At 37.9% G+C, this 15,649-nt stretch carries 15 protein-coding genes; 12 read left to right on the plus strand and 3 right to left on the minus strand.

Annotation, left to right across the window (positions count from 1 at the left end; translation table 11 throughout):
* Positions 1-16 precede the first annotated feature (16 nt).
* From ACYSNO_RS06915 to pepV, 3 genes are all read left to right on the plus strand, one after another.
* Entirely contained in the window at positions 17-1,024 is a 1,008-nt protein-coding gene (locus ACYSNO_RS06915) for a class I SAM-dependent methyltransferase (RefSeq protein WP_461730338.1), read from the plus strand.
* 70 nt (positions 1,025-1,094) lie between these two features.
* Positions 1,095-2,279, plus strand: coding sequence for an acetate/propionate family kinase (locus ACYSNO_RS06920; protein ID WP_461730339.1), 1,185 nt, complete (start codon positions 1,095-1,097; stop codon positions 2,277-2,279).
* A 133-nt stretch (positions 2,280-2,412) separates the two neighbouring features.
* The gene (gene pepV / locus ACYSNO_RS06925; protein WP_461730340.1) at positions 2,413-3,822 is read left to right on the plus strand and encodes a dipeptidase PepV; all 1,410 of its coding nucleotides are present in this window, start codon (positions 2,413-2,415) and stop codon (positions 3,820-3,822) included.
* A gap of 86 nt (positions 3,823-3,908) precedes the next feature.
* Here pepV and ACYSNO_RS06930 read toward each other — a convergent pair whose 3' ends face one another.
* A complete protein-coding gene (locus ACYSNO_RS06930) occupies positions 3,909-4,253 on the minus strand; it encodes a hypothetical protein (RefSeq protein WP_461730341.1) in 345 nt (114 codons plus the stop codon).
* 150 nt (positions 4,254-4,403) lie between these two features.
* Here ACYSNO_RS06930 and pepA point away from each other — a divergent pair, with 150 nt between their 5' ends.
* From pepA to ytpR, 5 genes are read left to right on the plus strand one after another with little or no spacing between them, the layout of a single operon-like run.
* On the plus strand, positions 4,404-5,480 hold the full coding sequence (gene pepA, locus ACYSNO_RS06935; RefSeq protein WP_461730342.1) for a glutamyl aminopeptidase: 1,077 nt from the start codon (positions 4,404-4,406) through the stop codon (positions 5,478-5,480).
* A gap of 12 nt (positions 5,481-5,492) precedes the next feature.
* Positions 5,493-5,813, plus strand: a complete 321-nt coding sequence (locus ACYSNO_RS06940; protein WP_461730343.1) for a thioredoxin family protein — start codon at positions 5,493-5,495, stop codon at positions 5,811-5,813.
* Positions 5,814-5,834: 21 nt separating this feature from the next.
* Complete coding sequence (locus tag ACYSNO_RS06945) at positions 5,835-6,296, plus strand: universal stress protein (RefSeq protein ID WP_461730344.1); 462 nt, start codon at positions 5,835-5,837, stop codon at positions 6,294-6,296.
* Positions 6,297-6,343: 47 nt separating this feature from the next.
* Positions 6,344-6,748, plus strand: coding sequence for a DUF4430 domain-containing protein (locus tag ACYSNO_RS06950; RefSeq protein ID WP_461730345.1), 405 nt, complete (start codon positions 6,344-6,346; stop codon positions 6,746-6,748).
* A gap of 51 nt (positions 6,749-6,799) precedes the next feature.
* Positions 6,800-7,411 carry a YtpR family tRNA-binding protein gene (gene ytpR / locus ACYSNO_RS06955; protein WP_461730346.1) on the plus strand — a complete coding sequence of 204 codons (612 nt, stop codon included), beginning with the start codon at positions 6,800-6,802 and terminating at the stop codon, positions 7,409-7,411.
* 51 nt (positions 7,412-7,462) lie between these two features.
* Here the strand turns inward: ytpR and ACYSNO_RS06960 are convergent, their stop codons facing one another.
* Positions 7,463-8,743, minus strand: coding sequence for a S1C family serine protease (locus ACYSNO_RS06960; RefSeq protein WP_461730347.1), 1,281 nt, complete (start codon positions 8,741-8,743; stop codon positions 7,463-7,465).
* Positions 8,744-9,096: 353 nt separating this feature from the next.
* Between ACYSNO_RS06960 and rlmH the strand changes: the two genes are divergently transcribed.
* Both rlmH and ACYSNO_RS06970 read left to right on the plus strand, forming a co-directional pair.
* A complete protein-coding gene (gene rlmH / locus ACYSNO_RS06965) occupies positions 9,097-9,576 on the plus strand; it encodes a 23S rRNA (pseudouridine(1915)-N(3))-methyltransferase RlmH (RefSeq protein ID WP_461730348.1) in 480 nt (159 codons plus the stop codon).
* Positions 9,577-10,232: 656 nt separating this feature from the next.
* Positions 10,233-10,805, plus strand: coding sequence for a lysostaphin resistance A-like protein (locus ACYSNO_RS06970; protein ID WP_461730349.1), 573 nt, complete (start codon positions 10,233-10,235; stop codon positions 10,803-10,805).
* Between the two features lie 760 nt (positions 10,806-11,565).
* On the opposite strand, the gene ACYSNO_RS06975 is transcribed toward ACYSNO_RS06970, so the two are convergent.
* Positions 11,566-12,543, minus strand: coding sequence for an NAD(P)H-quinone oxidoreductase (locus ACYSNO_RS06975; RefSeq protein WP_461730350.1), 978 nt, complete (start codon positions 12,541-12,543; stop codon positions 11,566-11,568).
* Between the two features lie 240 nt (positions 12,544-12,783).
* Between ACYSNO_RS06975 and ACYSNO_RS06980 the strand changes: the two genes are divergently transcribed.
* Together ACYSNO_RS06980 and ACYSNO_RS06985 are read left to right on the plus strand one after the other, a co-directional pair.
* Positions 12,784-14,415, plus strand: a complete 1,632-nt coding sequence (locus ACYSNO_RS06980) for a type I restriction-modification system subunit M (protein WP_461730351.1) — start codon at positions 12,784-12,786, stop codon at positions 14,413-14,415.
* Positions 14,405-15,613 carry a restriction endonuclease subunit S gene (locus ACYSNO_RS06985; RefSeq protein ID WP_461730352.1) on the plus strand — a complete coding sequence of 403 codons (1,209 nt, stop codon included), beginning with the start codon at positions 14,405-14,407 and terminating at the stop codon, positions 15,611-15,613. Before ACYSNO_RS06980 ends, ACYSNO_RS06985 begins: the two co-directional genes overlap by 11 nt.
* Positions 15,614-15,649 lie beyond the last annotated feature (36 nt).

The raw sequence follows: 15,649 nt of genomic DNA on the forward strand, positions 1-15,649 counted from the left end.
TGAAATGAGGTGTCTAATGTCAGTGGAAAAAATTGAAAAGAGTTTTTATTTAAACTTTGAAGCCATTGAATTGTTACAAGAAGCCTTAGCAACTTCATTTTTTGATGCTTACCTTGAGCAAGTTGAAAATGTCTTAGATGGGTATCAAGTTCGAGTGCTTGATGGCGTTCCTGATGCACAGACCGTTGAAAAATTACAAGGGATTTACCAAAAACTACAAGCAGAAAAACTTGAAGCCGAAGAAATTCGTAAATTGACACAATGGTTGTTACTAAAGGGCACGCAAAAAGAACCAATCCAAGCAAATCATCAACTCACGCCGGATAGCATTGGTTTTTTATTTGTGTACTTAATTGAACAGTTTTATCCCAAGAAACAAGAAACACTCACTCTTTTAGATCCAAGCGTGGGTACAGGGAATTTGTTATTGACCTTATTAACAAATTTAAGTCTGTCAGGATATAAGCCGAAGGGGATTGGCATTGATAATGATGAGTTATTGATTGCCATTGCAGCTGCCAATAGTCAATGGGTAAAAACAGAGACACTGTTTTACAATCAAGACGCGATGCAACAAAGTCTAGCAGATAAAGCGGATGCAGTTGTGGCCGACCTACCTGTAGGTTATTATCCAATTGATTCGATTGCAGGTGCTTTTGAAACCGTCGCAGAATCCGGGCACACTTTTGCGCACCATTTATTGATGGAACAAGGAATGAAACAAACAAAAGAAGAAGGTCTTGGTTTCTTCTTATTGCCAAGTAACTTTCTGGAAAGTGATCAAAGTGACCGTTTGAAAAAATGGTTAGGAAAATCCGTTTATTTACAAGGAATTATCCAGTTGCCAGATGAACTCTTCAAACAAGCGTCTTCCCGTAAAAGTCTAGTAATTCTACAAAACAAGGGACCAAAAGCGCAACAAGCGAAAGAAATATTAGTGGCGCAACTTTCAACTTTGAAAGATCCGAAAAAAGTGCAATCGTTTTTCCAACAAGTCACAAAATGGAAGCAAGAAAATCTTTAAATCTGTTTAAACAAGCGTAAATTTATTTGCGAATTTAAAAATATAAAATGAAAATTGAGGAGCATACAACATGTCTAAAACAATTGCAATTAATGCTGGAAGTTCAAGTCTAAAATGGCAACTCTATACAATGCCAGCAGAAACAGTCATCGCGAAAGGAATCGTTGAGCGAATTGGTTTAAACGATTCAATCTTTACGATTAAATACGGTGAAGACCAAAAATTCGAACAAATCGTTGATATCCCAGACCACGATATCGCAGTGAAAATGTTATTAGATCAATTAATCGATTTAAAAATCTTAGGTTCATATGACGAAATCACAGGTGTGGGACACCGTGTGGTTCATGGTGGAGAGTTTTATGATCAGTCAGTCATTATTGACGATGAAGTGATTAAAAACATTGAAGAGTTATCTGAATTTGCTCCTTTACATAACCCAGCAAACGTGATGGGAATTAAAGCGTTCAAACACTTATTACCAGAAATTATTAGCGTTGCTGTTTTTGATACAGCATTCCATGCAACAATGCCAGAAGAAAATTATTTATACAGCCTGCCACGTGAGTACTATAACGACTTTAAAGTACGTAAATATGGTTTCCATGGAACAAGCCATCGTTTTGTTTCAGAACGTGCAGCGGAAATGTTAGGAAAACCAATCGAAGAAACGAAAATTATCACTTGTCACTTAGGAAATGGCGCTTCGATTACAGCAGTTGATGGTGGAAAATCAGTGGATACTTCAATGGGCTTCACGCCACTTGCAGGTGTAACGATGGGAACACGTTCAGGTGATATTGATCCGTCATTGTTACCGTACTTGATGGAAAAATTAAACTTAAATATCAATGAAATGGTTGATGTTTTAAATAAAAAATCAGGTTTACTTGGTTTATCAGGAATTTCAAGTGACATGCGTGACCTTGAAAACAATGCGGACAAAGAAGAAGTACGTGTGGCCTTAGATATTTTTGCAGATCGTATCCGTAAATACGTGGGCAGCTACGTAACAGTTATGAATGGTGTTGATGCAATTGTCTTCACAGCTGGAATCGGTGAAAACGACTCCGCGACTCGTGCTCGGATTATTGATGGCATGTCTTGGTTTGGTTGTGAATTAGATCCAGTTCAAAATGCCAAACGTGGGGAAGATTTAGTGATTTCAACACCAGAATCAAAAGTAAAAGTCTTCTTAATTCCAACAGACGAAGAATTAATGATTGCTCGTGACGTAGAAGCATTACGTGGCTAATCAAAAGCAATGCAAATCGTTGAACAAATGGAGAAAATCCTTTGTTCAACGATTTTTTTTGAATCGAAACCATCCCAATTTGAAAAAAGAAGTGGTATCATAGAAGGCAGAATGAGATTTGGAGGGAAAATGCATGACAGTCAATTGGCAAGCAGAAGTAGAAAAACGTAAAGATGATTTATTAGAAGATTTAGTTGAACTTTTAAAAGTAAAAAGTGAACGTGAAGATGAGAAGGCTACGCCAGATGCACCATTTGGACCTGGACCGCGTGATGCTTTATTACATATGTTGGGTTATGGCGAACGTGACGGTTTTATCGTGAAAAACGTAGACAACTATGCCGGTCACATTGAATATGGCGAAGGTGAAGAAATTCTAGGAATTTTTGGTCACATGGACGTTGTGCCAGCAGGCGATGGTTGGGAGAGCGACCCTTACGTACCGGTAATTAAAGATAATAAAATTTATGCTCGTGGCTCTTCGGATGATAAAGGTCCAAGTATGGCAGCTTACTATGGCTTAAAAATTATTAAAGAACTCGGCCTACCTGTCTCAAAAAAAATCCGTTTCGTTGTGGGGTCGGATGAAGAAAGCTCATGGAAAGACATGGATTATTACTTTAAACATGAAGTGATGCCTGACTTTGGTTTTGCTCCAGATGCGGAATTTCCAATTATTAATGGGGAGAAAGGAAATATCTCAGTCGCCCCTCAATTTGAAAGCACGAATGGCGGCGCGTATGAACTGACAGCGTTTAAAGCAGGCTTACGTCCGAATATGGTGCCACAAGACGTGGTTGCCACAGTGGTGACGCCTTCTGCTGAGGAAGCAACCGCTTTAAAAGCAGCTTTTGAAGCATACTTAGCCGAGGAACCTGTCTCAGGAAAAGCAGAGGTGGCTGGCAATACCGTTTCCTTTAAATTAATTGGAAAAAGTGCCCATGGTGCCAATCCCCAATCAGGTTTAAATGCAGCTACTTATTTAGCCGTTTTCTTAAAGGCGTATGATTTTGGTGGCGGCGCGAAAAACTATTTAGCGGCAGCGGCTCATATTCACTTAGATGTTTATGGGGAAAAACTAGGTGTGGCTTATGAAGATGAAAAAATGGGCAAACTAACAATGAATGCCGGCTTATTTGAATTTGTTGCTGGAGAAGCGGGCGCCTACATGAACTTTAACTTCCGCTACCCACAAGGAACCGATAAAGAAACCTTGGTTCAAGGAATTCAGGGAACAATCGGGCAATACGTGACCGCTTTGAAAGCTGATGAGAAACATTCAGGCCCGCATTACGTACCAATGGAAGACCCATTAGTTGCGACTTTACTAGCTGTTTATGAAGAACATACGGGTGAAAAAGGGTACGAGCAAATTATCGGTGGTGGGACATACGGTCGCTTATTAAAACGTGGCGTGGCTTTTGGCGCGATGTTCCCAGGATTTACTGACACGATGCATCAAGCAAATGAATTTATGAGTTTAGATGACTTGTTCCGTGCAGCAGTCATTTATGCGGATGCAATTTATAGACTTGCAAAATAAATAGACAAAAAAACAGTCCTGAGAGCAAATATCTTAGGACTGTTTTTAGTGGTCATGCCATTTTGTGAAACACTGACAAAAGTCGTTTAGTTACCTTCAAGTTGGCTGATATTTAAAATCGTGCCCGAATGCGCGTCGGCAAGAAATTCATAGACAACAAGTGCGTCTTCTTCGTAGCGGACAATGCCTCCGCTATAGGCTTTTGTTTCTTGGACGATGTGATCGACAAAAACGGGTTCATGTTCGATCCAAGAGCCTTCAATTGGACCTTCGGCTAAGAAAGAATGCTTGATGCCTTCGAGGACTTGTTGGGGATTTTTTGTCTGTCGTTTTTTTACCCAAATCGTACTTGAGATTCCTGCGGCTAAACCAATGCTTGCCCCAATGAGGAGGCCAGTCTTTAAAGGTGAAAAATGAGAGTGATTTGACATGGTCATTTCTCCTTACGTAAGTTAATACTTCTATTTTACCACAGAGCGAAAAAAACCGACAAGTAAATGCCAAAAAAGGCAAAAATTAAGCTATAATAAAGAGAGTTCAAGATAGAGGAGGCGAAAGTTTGACTTTGCTCAAACGTGATAATGGACGAAAAAACATTTCAACGAATTAAAGAATTAACCGAACTTCAAGGAACGAGTGGTTTTGAACAGGAAGTTCGTGCTTATATGCGTACGGCGATGACGCCATTTGTAGATCGTGTCGAACAAGATGGACTAGGTGGGATTTTTGGTGTACGTGACCATCAAACGGAAGAAGCACCAAGAATTATGTTAGCGGCGCACATGGATGAAGTTGGTTTTATGGTCACTCAAATTACCGATCGTGGCCTATTTAAAGTAACGCCCTTAGGTGGTTGGAACCCATATGTTGTTTCCGCTCAACGCTATACATTAAAGACTGCAAAAGGCAATTATCCTTGTATCTCTTCTTCTGTGCCTCCGCATTTATTAAGAGGTTCCGCGGGACAAGCGGGTGTGAATGTGACGGATATTTTATTTGATGCAGGTTTTGAGTCAAAAGAAGAAGCGTTGCATTTTGGTCTTTGTCCAGGTGATACGGTCGTGCCACAAGTGGAAACGATCAAAACAGCCAATGGCAAAAACATTATTGGAAAAGCTTGGGATAACCGCTATGGTTGTACCCTTGTTTTAGAAGCACTTGAAGCCTTAAAAGATGAAAAACTCAATCACACTTTAATTGCAGGTGCCAACGTGCAAGAAGAAGTCGGCTTACGTGGTTCAGGTCCTTCTGTACGGAAATTCCAACCTGATTTATTCTTTGCGGTAGATTGTTCTCCTGCAGACGATACTGTAACAAAAAATGGCACCTTTGGACACTTAGGGGAAGGCACCTTGTTGCGTATCTTTGATCCAGGGATGATCATGTTACCAGCGATGAAAGAATTTTTACTCGACACCGCAGAAACGCACAAGATTCCTTATCAATATTTTGTTTCAAAAGGAGGCACCGATGCAGGGGCTGCGCATACGGCAAATGAAGGAATTCCAAGTACCGTTATTGGGGTAGCGGGTCGTTACATTCATACGCATCAAACAATGTTTAATATTCAAGACTTTGAAGCCGCTCGTGAGATGGTCATTCAAATTCTCAAAAGCTTAGACAAATCAACTGTCGATACGATTATCGCAGGCAAGTAAAGGACGTTTCAAATGATTATTCCAAAAAATATTGAAGAATTAGCCACTTTTGTGGAAAAAGGCACCAATGTCTTCTTTTTTACGGCTGAATGGTGTGGCGATTGTCGGTTTATTTATCCAATCATGCCGGAATTAGAAGCAGAATTTCCAGAATACAACTGGATTGAAGTCGATCGCGATGCGTATATTGATGTTTGTGCGGAGTGGGGCATCTTTGGCATCCCAAGTTTTGTCGTGATCCAAGATGGGGAAGAACTTGGCCGTCTCGTAAGTAAAAATCGCAAAACGAAAGAAGAAATTGCTACTTTTATCCGTCGTTTATCAGCAAACTAATACATTAGGAGCGTGAATACAATGGAACAAACTTACAAAAAAATCTTAGTCGGAATTGATGGATCAGAACACGCCAAAGCAGCCTTTAAAAAAGCTGTCGAAGTAGCCAGAAGAAATGCCGGTGAAGTGTTTGTTGCAGCGGTTGTGGAGCAACAAGTTCCTTTGATGATGGGGGCCTCGGCATTTGGTGACTCCTATATTGAAGAAGAAAGCCGCAGAGCGAACCTCTTACTTGATGAATGCTTGGCATATGGTGAAACCGTTGATTTTACGAACATAAAAAAAGTGTTGACCTTTGGACAAGCGAAAAGCATGTTAGCCATTGAATTGCCTCGAGAACACCAGATTGATTTAGTGATGGTCGGACAGTCGGGCTTAAATGCCGTTGAAAAGATGATGGTAGGTAGTGTTGCCAGTTATGTTATTCGTAAAGCGCCCTGTGATGTTTTAGTCGTAACAAAACCAGAAGAAGAAAAAAAATAACAGAAGAGCCGAAAACTTCGGCTTTTTTGTTGGGAAAGAGGAAAAATATGAAAAAAAATCTTTTACTTTTAACCGCATTTACATTAGGAGTCGTTGGCTTAAGTGGCTGTACCGACCAAAAAAATCCAGAGGTACCTGCAACGAGTACGCAAGCAAGTACGGTTCAGGAAACAGCTGTTGCAACGGTGATTATTCAAGAAGATGGAAAAGAAATAACCAAAAAAGAGGTTTCTTTTGCAGCGGATACGGTTCTTTATGAGATCATGTCTGAGAATTTCACGATTGAAGACAATGATGGGTTTATTACAGCCATTGATGGCATTGCACAAGATGAAGCAAATGACAAATATTGGATGTATGATTTAAACGGCGAAATGGCACCTAAAGGAGCAAAAGAGATGAAACTCGAAGCCGGCGACGAAGTTTTATTTAAATTAGAAAAGATGCAATAAACCACCATTTCTGCTACAATGGTCAAGGAAAACGAAAGAGGAGGAAATGGTGTGATTTTTGCATACAATCCAAAATTTGTCAGTGATACCTTAATGGTGATTACTGAGCATGATAAAAATATGGAACAAAGCGTCGAACGTCGTGAAAACGTTGCGCGTCTAACAACAGAAGACGGTCGTGTGATCGGCTGGAACTTCTTTGAGATTTCAAAAGTGTTTGCCATTGAAGGAACCGGTCAAGTTCAAATCAGCGATGAACAATTAGCAAAGTTAAATGCATTGATTCAAAAAGCTGGTTTTGAAGACATCCTTGTACCAGACCATTCACCAAAAATTGTGGTTGGATTCGTCAAAACATGTGTCCCACATGAAGACAGTGACCACTTATCTGTGACGGAAATTGAAGTGGATAATGGGGAAGTCTTACAGGTCGTTTGTGGGGCAGCCAATATCCGTAAAGGCTTGAAAGTTGTTGTCGCAAAACCCGGTGCAATGATGCCGGACGGGTTGCTGATTTGGCCAGGTGAACTACGTGGAGTGGAAAGTTTTGGTATGGTTTGCTCAGCAAAAGAGTTAAACTTACCGAATGCTGCCATGCAACGTGGGATTTTGGAATTAGGTCCAGATGCCGTTGTTGGCGAAGCATTTGCCGTTGGAAAATAAAAAATGAAACGCCGCGTGCCCTTAGAATCAGGGGCCGCGGCGTTTCATTTTTTATTCGTTTGGTTCAAGTTGTTGTGTTTGTTCTTGTTGTAGAATGGATTGATCGACACTTAATTGAACGGTGGCTGTTCGCTCATTGTCTCCACGATAGAAGGTAATATCCATCGAATCGCCGACTTTCTTTTTATAAAGCGCGGCCCGTAAATCTTGGCTGTTGGCAATTTCGTTACCATCGATTTTTGTAATGACATCGTATTGTTCTAAGCCTGCTTTTTCAGCAGGAGTGGCGCCTGCAACACTACGGATAACAACTCCTTGTGTGACAGACTCAGGTAAGTTTAAGATTTCTCTTTGTTGTTGTACAGAGATATTGTTAAGGTCAATCATTGTTACCCCAAGGGCAGGTCGAATGACTTTTCCTTGTTCTTCTAGTTGTTGAATAATCGCTACCACGTCGTTACTTGGAATCGCAAAGCCCATTCCTTCGACACTCACACCAGAACCTGCAGAACTAGCAATTTTACTAGAGTTAATCCCAATCACTTGACCTGCAATATTCACCAATGCACCACCTGAATTTCCAGGATTAATCGCTGCGTCGGTTTGAATCGCATTGATACTGATGGGTTCACCAGATTCATTCAAGCTTTCCACCGGACGATTTAAGGAAGAAATAATCCCTTGCGTCACAGAGTTTGCATATTCTGAACCTAAAGGAGAACCGATCGCAATGGCAGGTTCACCAACTTTTAAAGCATCAGAGTCACCAAAGGTCGCAACATTTTCTACTTTTTCAGAGGGGATTTTCAAAACAGCGAGGTCGGTAAAACTATCAGTCCCCACAAGTTCTGCTTCTACTTTTGAACCATCTTTGAGTAAGACCTCGAGTCCATTTTGACCTTCAACTACGTGATTGTTGGTAACAACGTAAGCGAATTTTCCCTCTTTTTTATAAATGACCCCACTTCCTTCAGAAGCTGGAACGAGCGTTTGATCTTGCCCTTGGTTGCCACTAGGATTGCCAAAGAAATCGCCTAAGCCCCCGGTAGATGTCTGTGTGCCTTGTAAATTAATGACAGAAACAACGGCATCTTGTATTTTTTCAACTGCTTGGGTAACATCGCTTGTCGTTTTGACTTTCACGTTACTCACTTGTGCCCCCCCTTGGCTCGTTGTGTTTGTCGTTCCAGGAGCTGTCTGATTGTTGGGGCTGATAAAAGAATAAAAGCCGCCAAACATTAGCATCCCACCTAAAAGACCACCAGCTAGACTAATTCCAAAGGTTTTAAAAGGACGATTTTGTTTATAAGGTGTCACATCTTTTCTTGACATAAGAATTCCTCCTTGTTGTTCTACTAAGTATAGTATAATATTACTTTCGAGTATTAGTCTACTAATAGAATTTGAATAAATTATGAAAAAAACACGTTTAAATCGGTGTTGTTTTATGAAAAAATCTCACAGATTTTCTTGTGGAGAACTGTCTAAAAACTTGTGTGTAAATCGATTCAAAAGTTATGAACAGGGTTGTGGATATTGGGTATAAAAGACATAGAAACATCTGTTCTTATCAAAAAAGGGATAAAAACAAGGTTTTATGTGTGGGTATTTGTGGATAACCCTGTGCATAGTGTGTACAACTTTGTTGAGAACTTAAGAATTCATTAAATGAGAGGACGAAAAAAATGAATATAAAAATGATTAGTGTGGGTAAATTAAAAGAAAAATATTTGGTTCAAGGAATCAATGAATACGTCAAACGACTCGGCGCTTACGCAAAAATGGAGCTCATTGAGGTTCCAGATGAAAAAGCTCCTGAAAACCTAAGTGAAGCTGAAATGCTCCAAGTCAAAGAAAAAGAAGCCGATCGCATTCTCGCAAAAATCAAGGAACAAGAATACGTCTTTGCTTTAGCCATTGACGGAAAAAATCCAAGTAGCGAAGACTTTGCCAAGCAGATTGACCAACTTGGCATTCAAGGAAAAAGCCAGCTCGTCTTTGTAATCGGTGGCTCTCTTGGTTTGAGTGATCGTGTCTTAAAGCGAAGTAACAGCCAAATTTCCTTTGGTAAGATGACTTTTCCGCATCAGTTAATGCGAATGATTTTAGTGGAACAAATTTATCGAGCTTTTCGGATTAATCGAGGAGAGCCATACCACAAGTAATGATATTTATTTTGTAACAGTATTAATTAACCAACCTTTGTTTTGTGGAGGTTGGTTATTTTGTTTGGGGTGATTTTTAATTAGTATTTTCTCGGCTCTTTAACAATCGATTAGATGAGGTTTGTAAACAACTTCGACTGTTCGATCTGCCTCGTGCACTCAATAATTCATTTTCTAGTAGAGAAAGAAGAATGGCTCCTCTCTCTACTAGAAAATGAATTGAAGTGTCGTGAAAGGCTGAAAGTTGATCGACTATTTAAGCAAGCGAAGTTTCCTGTCAAGGGCGGATTTCACTACCGCCCTTTACATGAATCAAATTATTTAATTATCGTGTTACAAAAACGTTTAATTGTTGATAAGTAATCATTTTTATTTTTACAATTCAAAAAACGATGAAAAGCTTCTTAAAAAAAAATCTTGAACGAAATAGCACTTTAATATACAGTTATGTTGTAGTTAAATACATAGAAAGGAGGAATGAATCATAAAAGAGTTTGAAGAAGGAAAATTCTTGTTAAATCTTGAATTGTTAGAAGAGCTCGATAGTTGCGAAAGCGGTTTTGTTGCAAAAAAAGAAAAAATTTTAACTGAGTTTTTGAAATGATTTTTTAATTAAATAATTTAGATAATTCACCATAAAATTTAGGAGGAGTCTAATGGTTAAAAAAAGTCATTCTATTAATTTAGTAATTATTCCAATAGTTCTGTACTTTTTAATAGAGCTATTTTCTAGAACTTTATTTTTTTGGATACCAAATAATATGCAGAATTTAAAAATATTTAGAGATATTTTTACAATAATCACATACTTGTTTTTACTAAAAAAGTATAATTATATATCAAATGATGACTTAAAAATTAATTTTAAAATCATCACTATATTTGGTGGTATAATTGCAATTTTTATTTACTTTTTTACTGAACAAGCACAATCAAATTATCCGTTATATCATATTTTTTCTGCCATATTTATTTCTCCAATAATTGAAGAATTAATTTGTCGAAAATTTATTTATGATTTTTTCTTAACTCATTTTAATATATTTACTGCTGTAATTGTCAGCTCTCTTTTTTTTATTTTGTTACATTTTTCTACATCTCTATCAACAAATGGATTTTACTTTTCTATGTCACTAATTTTTACTCTTACAAGAGCTCTCTCGGGTAGTGTAACCAATTCAGTAATAGTACATTTTATAAGCAATCTTATAATGGCTATTCGTATGTAAGTTAAGGAGGATTAATTTGGAAGTTAATGAATTTGAAATTCTTAAAAAAGAATTTTTAATAACAAAAGAAGAATTTAAAGAAATGAATATTCAAATAATATTTCAATTTTAGTGAAATCCAAGAGAAGATTCAGCTATCTGAGAACAAAAACTTTAAAAATGCCGATTGTTAAATTAGGGGAGACAGGTAAAAAATTATTTAAGTTATACTCAAATTGTAATACTGGCTAAAGAATACAAGGAGAGTGCACGGCGGATTTTATATTGAATTTCGAATAAAAAAATACCACGTGAGTATTGAAGTTGCCACCAACAACAAATAGACAAGAATGAATTCACATGACGTAAACGCACGATAGCACAATTTCGTTGAAAGAAAAGGACTGGTAATACATTTGACTAGCTGTTTATTTCAGTCACGCCTATCTTTCTTGGGAGTGCGGAACGAGTAAAAAATCAGCGCAAGTTGATTCGTCAATTGATTTCAAAAGGTATCTTGATTTGCGATGTAGGTGAGAATCATATTTTGCAAATCCAAGGTTAGGTGAATGATTATCCTAGAAAAATAGTGGGGTATATGACGCTATGTGATCGATTCATTTACGCAACAGATTCATTGTGGCAGAAAAAAATTTACTCACCCAGTGTGGTGAACTTAAACTTGAAATTTACAGCGGATAACCTTGGAACCACACCACACAAAGACAGACCTTTGTAGCATGCATCACTTGCACAAAGATCTGTCTTTGATTGAAAAAAATTAGGGGAGTGTCACGATGATTTTTCCAATATTTTGATTGCTTTCCATATACTGATGCGCCTGTTGGATTTGATCAAAGGGGAAAATTTTGTCGACAATGGGGTGTAATTTTTTTTGAGTAAAAAGTGGGAGTGCCTTTTTAGCAAATTCAGCAGTTAATTTTGCCTTGTAGAGATCGCTTCGAGGCGTCAATAAGGTCCCGGTTAATTGTACTCGTTTAAGTAGGAGTGCCATTAGATTGACTTCTTGAATGAGCGAACCACCTAAAACACCGATCAAAACCCAACGACCATCGACTTTAAGACTCGCAAGATTTTTTTCCCAATAAGCAGCACCGACAAAATCTAAAATTAACTCGACTCCTTGTTGTTGGGTTATCTGTTGCACTTCCTCGTCAAAGTTTTGCGTCTTATAATTGATACCAAAATCTGCTCCCAATGAATAACAAAAGTCGAGTTTTTCTTTTGAACTCGTCGTTGTAAGCACATGGGCCTCTCCCAGTTCTTTAGCTAGTTGAATGGCAGCAGTTCCCACACCACTGGCACCTGCATGAATTAAGACTTTCTCGTTAGGTTGTAATTTACCTAACCAAAATAACGTTTGATAAGCAGTTAAAAAAACTTCAGGAATGGCAGCTGCTTCTTCAAAAGATAAGGCTTCAGGAATCACCATTGCACGATCGACTGGCATCGTGACATATTCTGCATAGCCTCCACCATTAACTAATCCCATCACACGGGTGCCTACGGGAATTTTTTCCTGGCAATCTGTTTGTTCAACGATGCCAGATACTTCGACTCCTAAAATAGGGTTTTCTAAATAACCTAAACTTTTCTCTCGATTGATAATATCTGAACGGTTAATTGCCGTTGCTTTGACCCGAATCAGTAATTCATCTTCTCTTGGCACCGGTTTTTCATACTCGGTCATTTGTAATTGTTCGGCGCCACCCGGTTGTTTGACAATGATGGCTTTCATTGTAAGCCTCCTTTTTCTTTCCTTTTACTGGATGTCTCCAATTGAGTGGAATGTCCTATTTTAATTTTAGCAAGGAGGAAATTTGGCGTCAACAAAGAAATCCCGATGGTTTGAGAATGCGTTTCGAACGTCTTGCTTTTTTTGAATCAAGCATTGCAAGGTAAGTTATTTGTAGTAAGATGAAGAGGATTTATTCATTAAGACATCATTTACAGAGTGAATCAGAAAGAGGGTCGAATAATGGTATTATCAACTGAACAACAAACAAAAATGTGGAGCATGCTGAACCAAACGAGAGGACAAATAGGTTTAACTGCTTACAAAGATTATATTTTTGGAATTTTATTTTATAAATATTTATCTGAAAAGGGAATGAAATGGTTAGAGCAAACCTTACGTGGTGAAACATGGGAAGACGTGTATAATCAAGATTCTCAACGTGCAATGGATTATATGAAGAAAAACTTAGGTTACGCAATTCAACCAGGTGAGTTTTTTGATGACTGGAAAACGGCAATTGATGAAGATCGTTTTAATATTGGAATGATGAGTGATACTTTTGGTCATTTTAATCAACAAATTGCCTTTGCAGCCAAGGGAGATTTTGAGGGGATTTTTGATGGGATGCGTTTTGATAGTGCTGATTTAGGCTCTAATGCCCAAGCGCGTTCAAGCGTCATGATTTCAATGATTGAATTACTTTCGACACCAGAATTTGATTTGTCTGGTGGAAATGATAATGTCTCTGATATTTATGAATATTTAGTCGCCCAGTTTGCGACTGTCCTGGCATCAGATATGGGACAGTACTATACACCAAAAGAAATATCTGATGTGATGGCGCAAGTCTTAACTTATGGTCATGAAGATAAAGAAAACTTTTCCATTTATGATCCAACGGTTGGTTCGGCTTCTTTACTACTTACAACAGCAAGTTATATGAAAAATGCGCATAAACGTGGTGCGATTAAATACTTTGGACAAGAGCGGGATGCGACTCCTTATCGTTTAGCGCGGATGAACTTAATGATGCATGGTGTGGAATATAATGATATCAATATTAAGCATGCTGATACATTAGAAAGTGATTGGCCAGATGGTGTCATTGATGGAAAAGATAGTCCGAGAATGTTTCATGCGGTCATGGCGAACCCACCTTATTCTGCCCATTGGGACAATAAAGAGCGTGAAGATGACCCTCGTTGGCGAGAGTATGGTGTCGCACCTAAGACGAAGGCAGATTATGCCTTTTTGCTTCATTGCCTATATCATTTAGATGACAGTGGTCGGATGGCGATTATCTTGCCGCATGGTGTATTATTCCGTGGAGCAGCAGAAGGACGCATCCGTAAAGCCTTGATTGAACGTCATCAAATTGAAGCAGTGATTGGGTTTCCAGATAAATTATTTTTAAATACTTCCATTCCTGTATGTGTCCTAATTTTGAAAAAAAATCGTTCAAATTCCGATATTTTATTTGTCGATGCAAGTAAGGAATTTGAAAAGATTAAGAGTCAGAATCAATTGCGCCCAGAAGATGTGATGAAAATTGTGGATACGGTGATTCATCGCAAAGAAGTAGACAAATACTCAAGCCTTGCTACTTTAGAGGAAATAAAAGAAAATGATTATAATTTAAACATTCCACGATACGTGGATACATTTGAAGAAGAAGAACCGATTGACTTGGAAGAAGTGACCAATGAATTGTCACAGGTTGAATCTGATTTAGCGAATCATCAAAATACACTAATCACGATGATGCAAGAACTGGTTGCAGCGAATCCTGAAGAACAAGAAAAATTGGATCGTACAATTTCAAAAATGATGGATATTTGGAATGATGAAGCGAGGGATAGTGATGGTAAATAAATTAACTCCGCTCATTCGATTTAGAGGTCACACAGAAGATTGGGAAGAGCGTAAGTTTGGAAAGTATTTTGACTTTCCAGTTACTACAAATTCATTATCGAGAGCGCAATTGAACTATGACGGTGGCTCAGTAAAAAGTATTCATTATGGAGATATTTTGATAGGTTATAATACAGTTCTTGATGTAAAAAAAGATAGAATTCCATACATCACTGATGGTTGTTTAGAAAAATATAAATTAAACTTGTTAAAAAATAGAGATATAATTTTTGCAGATGCGGCAGAAGACAAAACTGTTGGAAAAGCTGTAGAAGTAAATAATATCACTAATGAAAATGTAGTAGCGGGATTACATACTATTGTCTCAAGAGCTAAATATGAGACTGCGGATTACTTTCTAGGATATTATATAAACTCAGATATTTATCACAAACAGTTATTACGTTTTATGCAAGGAACAAAGGTTTCATCTATAAGCAAAAAAAGTTTAAACGAAACAAATGTAGTGATACCAAAAAGTATCAAAGAACAGACGGAAATCGGTCACTTCTTCAAACAACTGGATGAAACTATCGCACTTCAAGAACGTAAGTTGAATTTACTGAAAGAACTGAAAAAAGGTTACTTACAAAAAATGTTTCCGAAACAAAATGAAAAAATTCCAGAGCTAAGATTTCAAGGATTTACTGACGCTTGGGAACAGCGTAAGTTGGGGGATTTAGTAAATATTACAACTGGAAAATTGGATGCAAATGCCATGGTTGAAAAAGGGAAGTATGACTTTTATACTTCTGGAATAAAAAAATATAGAATTGATACCCCAGCTTTTAAAGGTCCTGCAATAACAATAGCTGGAAATGGAGCAACAGTGGGGTATATGCATCTTGCAGATGGGGAATTTAATGCCTATCAAAGAACTTATGTATTGTCTGAATTTAAAACTGACCGATATTTTACTTTTTCAGAAATAGGAAATAAGTTACCCAAAAAAATAGCTCAAGAAGCACGAACTGGTAATATTCCATACATAGTTATGGAAATGTTATCAGAACTGAATCTATCTATTCCAGAAATAGAAGAACAAATCAAAATTGGCAACTTTTTCCAACAACTCGACGAGACTCTTACTCTTCAAGAGAAAAAGCTTGAGTCAATGAAAGAAATGAAAAAAAATTTTCTGCAAAAACTATTTGTGTAAATCAAGTTGTTATTTGAAGACAGATTACATCAAACC

The sequence above is a fragment of the Enterococcus sp. LJL98 genome (assembly GCF_054871745.1).

Coding starts and splice junctions, on each gene's coding strand:
- ACYSNO_RS06940 (WP_461730343.1), top strand. CDS start 5,493: ATGATTATTCCAAAAAATATTGAAGAATTAGCCACTTTTGTGGAAAAA.
- pepV (WP_461730340.1), top strand. CDS start 2,413: ATGACAGTCAATTGGCAAGCAGAAGTAGAAAAACGTAAAGATGATTTA.
- ACYSNO_RS06980 (WP_461730351.1), top strand. CDS start 12,784: ATGGTATTATCAACTGAACAACAAACAAAAATGTGGAGCATGCTGAAC.
- ACYSNO_RS06920 (WP_461730339.1), top strand. CDS start 1,095: ATGTCTAAAACAATTGCAATTAATGCTGGAAGTTCAAGTCTAAAATGG.
- ACYSNO_RS06960 (WP_461730347.1), bottom strand. CDS start 8,743: ATGTCAAGAAAAGATGTGACACCTTATAAACAAAATCGTCCTTTTAAA.
- ACYSNO_RS06945 (WP_461730344.1), top strand. CDS start 5,835: ATGGAACAAACTTACAAAAAAATCTTAGTCGGAATTGATGGATCAGAA.
- ACYSNO_RS06975 (WP_461730350.1), bottom strand. CDS start 12,543: ATGAAAGCCATCATTGTCAAACAACCGGGTGGCGCCGAACAATTACAA.
- pepA (WP_461730342.1), top strand. CDS start 4,404: ATGGACGAAAAAACATTTCAACGAATTAAAGAATTAACCGAACTTCAA.
- ACYSNO_RS06915 (WP_461730338.1), top strand. CDS start 17: ATGTCAGTGGAAAAAATTGAAAAGAGTTTTTATTTAAACTTTGAAGCC.
- ACYSNO_RS06985 (WP_461730352.1), top strand. CDS start 14,405: ATGGTAAATAAATTAACTCCGCTCATTCGATTTAGAGGTCACACAGAA.
- ACYSNO_RS06950 (WP_461730345.1), top strand. CDS start 6,344: ATGAAAAAAAATCTTTTACTTTTAACCGCATTTACATTAGGAGTCGTT.
- ACYSNO_RS06970 (WP_461730349.1), top strand. CDS start 10,233: ATGGTTAAAAAAAGTCATTCTATTAATTTAGTAATTATTCCAATAGTT.
- ACYSNO_RS06930 (WP_461730341.1), bottom strand. CDS start 4,253: ATGTCAAATCACTCTCATTTTTCACCTTTAAAGACTGGCCTCCTCATT.
- rlmH (WP_461730348.1), top strand. CDS start 9,097: ATGAATATAAAAATGATTAGTGTGGGTAAATTAAAAGAAAAATATTTG.